8 protein-coding genes are annotated in these 7,823 nt (G+C 59.8%); 2 read left to right on the top strand and 6 right to left on the bottom strand.

Annotated features, from left to right (window positions below):
- A partial coding sequence (locus NKJ89_RS35235) for a transporter associated domain-containing protein (RefSeq protein WP_352609020.1) occupies positions 1-143 on the top strand: 143 nt, incomplete at its 5' end.
- 90 nt (positions 144-233) lie between these two features.
- On the opposite strand, the gene NKJ89_RS35230 is transcribed toward NKJ89_RS35235, so the two are convergent.
- From NKJ89_RS35230 to NKJ89_RS35210, 5 genes are all read right to left on the bottom strand, one after another.
- On the bottom strand, positions 234-1,022 hold the full coding sequence (locus NKJ89_RS35230) for an amino acid ABC transporter ATP-binding protein (protein ID WP_502904201.1): 789 nt from the start codon (positions 1,020-1,022) through the stop codon (positions 234-236).
- Positions 1,023-1,032: 10 nt separating this feature from the next.
- Entirely contained in the window at positions 1,033-2,124 is a 1,092-nt protein-coding gene (locus NKJ89_RS35225; protein WP_352609017.1) for an amino acid ABC transporter permease, read from the bottom strand.
- 2 nt (positions 2,125-2,126) lie between these two features.
- Entirely contained in the window at positions 2,127-3,242 is a 1,116-nt protein-coding gene (locus NKJ89_RS35220; RefSeq protein WP_352609016.1) for an amino acid ABC transporter permease, read from the bottom strand.
- Between the two features lie 66 nt (positions 3,243-3,308).
- Positions 3,309-4,397 (bottom strand): transporter substrate-binding domain-containing protein, encoded by a 1,089-nt coding sequence (locus NKJ89_RS35215; RefSeq protein WP_352561897.1) that lies wholly within the window; start codon positions 4,395-4,397, stop codon positions 3,309-3,311.
- A complete protein-coding gene (locus NKJ89_RS35210) occupies positions 4,372-5,580 on the bottom strand; it encodes a trans-sulfuration enzyme family protein (protein ID WP_352609015.1) in 1,209 nt (402 codons plus the stop codon). Before NKJ89_RS35210 ends, NKJ89_RS35215 begins: the two co-directional genes overlap by 26 nt.
- Before the next feature lie 79 nt (positions 5,581-5,659).
- Here NKJ89_RS35210 and NKJ89_RS35205 point away from each other — a divergent pair, with 79 nt between their 5' ends.
- On the top strand, positions 5,660-6,556 hold the full coding sequence (locus NKJ89_RS35205; RefSeq protein ID WP_352609014.1) for a LysR family transcriptional regulator: 897 nt from the start codon (positions 5,660-5,662) through the stop codon (positions 6,554-6,556).
- 192 nt (positions 6,557-6,748) lie between these two features.
- Here NKJ89_RS35205 and NKJ89_RS35200 read toward each other — a convergent pair whose 3' ends face one another.
- Positions 6,749-7,093: a hypothetical protein gene (locus NKJ89_RS35200; RefSeq protein WP_352609013.1), complete on the bottom strand. Its 345-nt coding sequence runs from the start codon at positions 7,091-7,093 to the stop codon at positions 6,749-6,751.
- Positions 7,094-7,823: the final 730 nt, after the last annotated feature.

The following is a 7,823-nucleotide window of genomic DNA, read 5'->3' as shown; positions in this document are numbered from 1 at the left end:
GGCTTGGGCATCTTCCGGAAGCTGGTGAGCACTTCGACTACGAGGGCTGGCGCTTCGAGATTCTCGATATGGACGGAAGGCGGATAGACAAGCTGCTCGCTCGCCGTGAGCTGCCTTCATTCCACGGGAAGTCGCCCAGATAGTGGTCTTCGACGCCCAGGAGAGAGGCGTATATGCGAGCAAAATTGAGACAGAGTAGTTGTGAACTAGTCAAAGCAGACGCGTTCAACTGCTTAATTCAGAATCTGGCTGAGAAACAGCTTGCTGCGTTCATGAAGCGGGCTTGTGAAGAACTCGACCGGAGTGTTCGTCTCGACAATCTTGCCCTGGTCCATGAACACAACGCGGTCCGCAACCTGGCGGGCGAATCCCATCTCGTGGGTGACGCACAGCATTGTCATGCCATCATCAGCCAACGACGCCATTGTATCTAGCACCTCCTTGACCATTTCGGGATCAAGTGCCGAGGTCGGTTCGTCGAACAGCATAATTTTCGGGTTCATGCAGAGTGAGCGAGCAATGGCTACGCGCTGCTGCTGGCCGCCAGAGAGCTGACCCGGATATTTGTGCGCCTGATCCAGAATCCCTACGCGCTTGAGATAGTGGATGGCTGTCTCTTCAGCCTCCTTGCGCCGCAGTCTACGCACCCAGATTGGCGCCAGCGTCAAATTTTCCAACACGGTCAGATGCGGAAAGAGGTTGAAATGCTGGAACACCATGCCGATGTCGCGGCGGATTTCCTCGATTTTCTTCAGATCGTTCGTTAGCTCAGTGCCGTCTACGACGATATGACCTTTCTGATGCTCCTCCAACCGGTTGACGCAACGGATCATCGTCGATTTGCCAGAGCCAGACGGTCCACAGATCACCAGCTTTTCGCCGCGACGAACGGTGAGATTGATGTTCTTCAAGACATGGAAGGTCCCGTACCACTTGTTGACGCCAACCATCTCGACGGCAGCCATCTCGGCAGTAGAAGATCCAGGTTCAGCATGTCGCGTGCGAGGAGTGGAAGACAACATGTTCTTGTTCCTAGTGCGATGTCGGACCGCGCCGTTCGAGGAAGTCGGCGAAACGGGCGAAGGAGAAGGAGAGCGCAAAGAAGATCGCGCCGATGAATAGGAAGGTCTCGGCCGCCGGCGATGGCCATTCGGGATCCGCAAGCGCTGCCTTGCCGGAACTGATCAAGTCGAATAGGCCCACGACGAGGACAAGACTGGTGTTCTTGATCATGACGATGATTGTGTTGGCTAATGCAGGGATGGCCACGCGGATGGCCTGTGGCAGGATAACGAGGTACTGGGTGCGCCAGAAGGGAAGGCCGAGCGCGGCGGCGGCCTCGTATTGCCCATTGGGGATAGCCTGAAGCCCGCCGCGGATGACCTCGGCCAGATAGGCCGCCGCAAAAATGGTCAGAGCAACCAGCGCGCGCACGAATTTGTCGGGCAGCAGCGATTCCGGCAGGAAGAGCGGCATCATGATCGATGCCACGAACAGGATCGACAAGAGGGGAAGGCCGCGCACTGATTCAATCAGTACCACCGCGCCGATCCGCACCGCAGTCATGGAAGAGCGTCGGGCCAGCGCAAGCAGAATGCCGACCGGAAAGGCGACACCGATGGCAACGACGGTCAGTATCAACGTTACAGGAAGTCCGCCCCACAAGGACGTGGGGACTTCGACCAGGCCAAGGCCACCACCCATCAACCAGACGATCAACGCGAATGCTGCCAACCAGAGCGCGAGTAATCGGGGTCTCCAGCTAGTCGGGCGAACAGACCAGCCCAGCAGCGCCAGGATGAGTATGCACACAATGGCGGGACGCCAGCGGTCATCAATCGGATAGATGCCGAACAGGAGCTGGCCGGACTTGGCGTATACGAAACTCCAGCAGGCTCCAGCCGCCGCACGACAGGCGTTCGGGTCGGGCTCGAACAGCACTGCGTCTATGACGAGCCAGTGCAGCACTGGCGGGACGGTGACCATCAGCAGAGCGCCAAACACCAGCGTCAATGCTGCGTTGAGAGGCGTACCGAATAGGAGCCCGGCAGTACGCTGCAGGACTGGGAAGCGAATACGTCGTTCCAGGGGCTCGACAGGTAACGGGAGAGAAACGGCCTTCATGATTATCGCTCCACGATGGCGATGCGGCGGTTGTACCAGTTGGCTGCGCCCGACATGGTGAGATTGAGGGCGAGATAGACGCCGAGAATGATGAAGACGCCTTCAATGGAGTGGCTGGATTTGCTGATGGTTGTATTCATGACTGCAAGGAAATCCGGGTAGCCAACCGCAATTGCCAAGGTCGAGTTCTTGACGACGTTGATGTACTGGCTGTTGAGCGGTGGCACGATTACCCGCAGCATCTGGGGAATGACGATCAGGCGCAATATCTTGCCGCGCGGAAGGCCAAGCGAATGGCCAGCGTCCCACTGGCCGGGGCCGATCGACAGGACACCGCCACGCACGATTTCTGCTACGAAACCCGTTGTGTAGAGGGTCAATCCGATGAGGATCGTGCTGAGCTCCGGGGTCAGTTCTTTACCACCCTCAAAGTTCGAGCCGGTGAAGACCGGCCAGTCGATGGTGAACCGCGCGTCAGCGAGCCAAACTCCTGCGGCGCTAACTGCCAGCACACCGGGCACGACAGCGTTCGGAGGCCAACCTTTGCGTACTGCGATCCAGCCTGCGATAGCGAGCGCGATGGCGCACAAAATCATGAGGAGACCGGTCATGCCTACGTCGATGCCAACGGATGGGACCACGAAACCGCGCATGGAAGCATAGACGCCAGGCAGCGGGTTGAGCGCCTCGCCGACTGGCGGCAACATTTTCCACCACAGCGAATACAGGAAGATCAGAAGGACGATAGGGGGCGAATTGCGCGCCAGTTCCACCCACACGCGACATGTGCCCGCAGCCAGTGGGTTGCTGCTCAGCCGCGTGATACCCACGATCAGTCCGAGAATGGACGAGAAGACGATGACCAGCGTGGAAATGAAGACTGTGTTGGTCAGCCCGACTACAATGGCCCAGTAGTACGGATCCCGCGACTTGTATGTGAGGATTGCCTCGGAGATGACGATCCTGGACGGCATGGACAAGAAGTCAAAGCCTATCGGGATACCGCGCGCCTCAAGGTTGGCGAAGGTGGTGCTGACGAGTAGCGCGGCGAACGCCAGGACAGCAGTCCCCAAGGCGGCCTGAATGACGATTGATCTGATTTTGGCGTCACTCAACATGCTGACCTCGGATCCACATCGCTATCGGAAGCGAGGAGCGCGCTAGGCGCTCCCCTCGGACGCGCCTCAATCCCACGGGAAAGGGTAGTTCAAGCCGCCATCTTTCCACAGGGCGTTCAAGCCGCGTTCGACCTTGAGCGGGCTATCCTTGCCAAGATTGCGATCCCAAATCTGGGCGTAATTGCCGGTCTGCTTGATGACGTTGTAGACCCAATTGTCATCCAGCCCGAGGGGCTTGCCGAAGCCGGCTTCCTTGCCCAGCACTCGCTGGACCTCCGAATTGCCCCCAGCGAGCTTTTCGTCGATATTTTCCGACGTGATGTTGTTGGCCTCTGCCCAGAACAGGGCGTTTATCGTCCAGCGAACGATGTCGAAGAGCTGTTCATCGCCGCGCGCGATCGCCACGCCATTGGGCTCGGCAGCCTTTCCGACTTTGATGATGTCGTAATCGTTAGGATTCTTTGCGACCGAGGCACGCTGCCCTGCTGCCGCGGTTCCATCAGTGACGTAGGAATCGCAGCGGCCGCCGAAGAAGGCATCGCGGGCCTGGAGGGTCGAGTCGTAGTAGACCTTCTTCATCGAGATCCCGAACTCCTCCTCGGTTTCCTCGATCGCCTTCTCGGTCAAGCTGCCGCCGCCTTGAAGGCAGACTGTCTTTCCGTCGAGCAGCTTCGGCTCGGTGATTTTGTCCGCTTTGCGGACGAGGATGCCATCCGTGTCATAGAGGTTGATCCAGACGAAACGGACCACGGCATCACGCGTGTAGGTGATCGTGGACGTGCGCGACAGAATATCGATTTCTCCAGTCTGTAGCGCAGGAAGTCGCTGAGCAGCATTGAGCGGCACGTATCGGATCTTATCCTTGTCCCCAAGAATGGCGACCGCGAATGTACGACAAATGTCGGAATCGAAGCCGCGATAATACCCCTTTTCGTCGGGGCGAGAGAGGCCGGGCACTCCCTGGCTCGCGCCGCAACTGACGTAGCCGCGTGCCTTTATCTTTTCGACGACGCTTTGCGCGGCCGCATCTCCCGCGCTTGAAGCCAGGCCGACCAGCCCGATCGCTAAGGCGGCAAGCCATTTATGCCCTTCGCATTTCATATCCATTCCCCTTTCGTTGAAGTTGTTGTCATTCTGCAGCCTTGGCGTCGCCAACTGTGGTTCGTCGCGTTTCCGCAAAGTGCTCGAAGGCCTGTGACAGATCGGCGAGAAGGTCGCCGACGGCCTCCAGGCCGATAGAGAGCCGCCAAACTGGGCCAGGCTTCAGCCAGTCGAGGCCACTGCGGCCCTTTCGAGGATCACTGACGGAGATCAGCGAGTGCACCCCGCCCCAGCTTGCACCTAGCCTGAACAGTCGCATGCGACGCAGAGCCCCGGATTGGTGGGGCGCTAGTTCCGGCTGCAACACAAACGAGAAGACACCTGCCGATCCGGCGAAGTCACGCTTCCAGGTCAAGTGGCCGGGATGGTCGGGCTCACTCGGATGCAGGATCTGCGCAACCTCGGGGCGCTCCGATAGCCACGATATGATGTTCTGCGCGGTGCTGTCGGCTTGGCGCATTCGCACCGGCATGGTCATCAGGCCGCGCTCGCACAATGCGCAATCCTCCGGCGAAACGCCGTAACCGAGAAAACGCGCGGTATCCTTTAACCGTCGGAACAAGCTCTCGTCGTTCACCGCCACCGAGCCCATCAGCAGGTCGCCGTGGCCGCCGGCATGTTTGGAAAGTGCCTGCATCGAGATGTCGACACCATGCTTGAGTGGTTTGAACAGCAAGTGTGAGGCCCAGGTGTTGTCGACCGCGACAAGCGCGCCAGCCTCGTGGGCCGCAGCCGTGATTGCCGGCACGTCCTGTATCTCGAAGGTCGCGGAACCCGGCGATTCCGCCCAGACCAGCTGCGTCCTGCCATCTATCAACGCCGAAATGCTTCCATCGAGCTTGGGGTCGTAGGTCACCGTATCGATGCCAAGGGGAGCGAGAAGGCGGGCGGCCATTTCGCGTGCCGGCCCATAGAACGTCTCCGGGATCAGAACCCGATCGCCACCATGGCAGACGGTCATGGTCGTCAGCGTTATGGCCGCCATTCCGGAAGGGACGACGAGCGCCCGAGATCCACCTTCCAGCGCAGCGATATGGTCTTCCAACTGGCGGCTGGTCGGAGTCCCGTAAAGTCCGTAACTGAAGCCATCGTACAGTCGCTCGACGCGGCGCTCGAAGGAGTCCAAATCGTCGAAGACGACCGTGGAGGCGCGTTCAACTGGCATCGCCAACGACCTGAATGGCTCCTCCGAGCGCCTGGGAGGATGGATATGTGAAGTGTCGTCGTGTCGGGTCATGGGCGGACTTTAACTGGCTCGCCCATTGCCATCTATGACTGTGGCGATAAAGGTAATCCACTTTTGATATGGAATGCCAATGAACCCGCGCGACATCGATGTGTTCAACGCAATCATGATCACGGGTGGCGCCGGCGCAGCGGCGGCGCTGCTGGATACTTCGCAGCCCGCGATAAGTCGCTCTCTGACGAAGCTGGAATCGGAGCTCGGATTCAATCTGTTCGACCGTATCCGCGGCAGGCTGGTGCCGACGCGGGAAGGAGAACTTTTCTACACCGAGGTAAAGGCCAATCTGGTGGGGCTGGATCGGCTCAGGCTGCGCGCGGCCCAGATCAAGGAAGTCGGGACGGGGACGATACGCGTTGCCAGCCTCTCGGCACTCGGCCACGGTCTGGTGCCGCGTGCCATCGTGGCTTTCTCGAGCAAACATCCACAGGTTCGCATCAGCTATCAGGTGCGCACGTCCAACGTCGTGCGCGACCTGGTGGCATCTGGCAGTTTCGACATCGGTCTCGCTGCCGACGAGATCGATACGACAGGCGTGCTGTATAGCATCTTCACCACCCCGCGAGCTGTCTGCGTGATGCCGAAGAACCACCGGTTGGCTCGCAAGCCCGTTGTCACGCCTGCGGACCTTGATGATGAGGCGTTCCTGGCACTGTCGCCGGAAGACACGGTGCGGCTCGCCATGGACAAGATCTTTGCCGAACACCGCGTACGGCCACGCATCTTGATTGAAACACCTTACGGTCTGACCATCGCCATCCTTGCCGCTAAAGGCATGGGTATCGGTCTGGTCAATCCTTCCGTCATTGCCGACCGCATGATCGACAGCATCGTCGCCAAGCCATTCGAGCCAGCCGTGCATTTCCGAGCACTGATTTTGCGCCCGCCAGAGGGCATCAACTCGACACTGACAACCGATTTCATCGCCGAGCTCTATGCAGCGCGCAATGGGCTATCAAGCGAGGACTAGGTGCGAGCTTTCAGAGGGTTGTCCATTCGGACCGGACCGAGGAGAGTTACCACGCTGCCGGGTCCCATGTGGTTGGCCGGCTCGAGCGCAGCGCCTCTGTAAGCCTTCCCGAGCCCGCGTAGAGCCGCTTGTCGGCCATCTCCACGGAGCCACCGAAGTAATACGGCTCGCCCTTCACGAGATCAGCTTCCCTTATAGCTGTGTTGCGATAACGGCCGTCCTTTTTCTCCAGGAGCCCGAGTGCAGCGCAGCCGGTCTACAGCATCTCGGCCGGGCGCGGAGCGCTTCCGCCAGTCCGTCAACCGTGATGCCAGCGCCCGCCGTAAGGCGGCTGAAGATGTCCAACTCGTGCACAGCGGCGAAGGTCTTTAAGGCCCACAAAGCGGCCGAAAGCGCCATCAGCGGGACGGCGGAAAGAAGCTCCGGCGTGGCAATTGGCTGATCGACCGCCTGCAGCTCTGTCTCGTCCGAGATCGAACCGGGCTGGCGGCCAAGCGTGGTCGTGCGCGCAGCAGCGCGATGGGGATGGCTCAACATGCGCATTCCTCAGTTGAGGGTTGGTAGGCAGCTTCAAGTCGCGCTGTATTATTGGCGGTGTAGTTTCCGAGCGGCCGCTGGTCCGGACCGTCCTACTGCATCGACATCAAGTTCGTGACCGATTGTCCTTCCTCATTCTGCGACGCCCACCGCGAGACTGACGCATAGTGCAGCTATCGCCCAATCCATGGCGAAAGCAGCCTCTGGGTTGTGCCGGCGGGCGCACCGACCGCATGGGAGGCTGCCGGGAAAGGCCGGCTGCTCCACTTCTACATCCCGACATCGGTGTTTGAGTCGCGAGTGGTGGAGACGCTCGATGCCGACCCCAGCCTGATAAGCCTGCGCGAGAAGGCCTCCAGCGCGATCCGTCGCTCGAAAACGTAATCCGCTCCACGGTGCTGCCGCTGTCGTGGGAGGAGCCGGCCGACCGCATTGCCATAACTCACGCCGGCGAAATGCCGACCACCTATATCACGGTCCGCTGCAGCGAACGTCCACCGAGAGCGCTCTTCATCCGCGGCGGCCTAGCGCCAGTCGTTCTTCGGCGGTTGCTGGAGTATGTCGAAGCCCATCTGGAGCAGGACCTGATTGAGGATTTGGCTGCCGTGGCAGGTCTGAGCCCCTGTCACGGCTTCAAACGCTCTAATTTGCGGGCGATGAAGTCTGCTTCGTCGCCGCGTTGGAAGCAGATTTGTCCGTTGATAGAGCCGTCTGGCTGGATTTCAGCCCA

Origin of the sequence: Mesorhizobium sp. M0047 (assembly GCF_040323315.1) — a bacterium.
Classification (GTDB): domain Bacteria; phylum Pseudomonadota; class Alphaproteobacteria; order Rhizobiales; family Rhizobiaceae; genus Mesorhizobium.
The sequence above is the reverse complement of the archived record's forward strand: the minus strand, read 5'-3'. Positions and strand labels throughout refer to the sequence as shown.

Coding starts and splice junctions, on each gene's coding strand:
- NKJ89_RS35200 (WP_352609013.1), bottom strand. CDS start 7,093: ATGTTGAGCCATCCCCATCGCGCTGCTGCGCGCACGACCACGCTTGGC.
- NKJ89_RS35230 (WP_502904201.1), bottom strand. CDS start 1,022: ATGTTGTCTTCCACTCCTCGCACGCGACATGCTGAACCTGGATCTTCT.
- NKJ89_RS35210 (WP_352609015.1), bottom strand. CDS start 5,580: ATGACCCGACACGACGACACTTCACATATCCATCCTCCCAGGCGCTCG.
- NKJ89_RS35205 (WP_352609014.1), top strand. CDS start 5,660: ATGAACCCGCGCGACATCGATGTGTTCAACGCAATCATGATCACGGGT.
- NKJ89_RS35220 (WP_352609016.1), bottom strand. CDS start 3,242: ATGTTGAGTGACGCCAAAATCAGATCAATCGTCATTCAGGCCGCCTTG.
- NKJ89_RS35225 (WP_352609017.1), bottom strand. CDS start 2,124: ATGAAGGCCGTTTCTCTCCCGTTACCTGTCGAGCCCCTGGAACGACGT.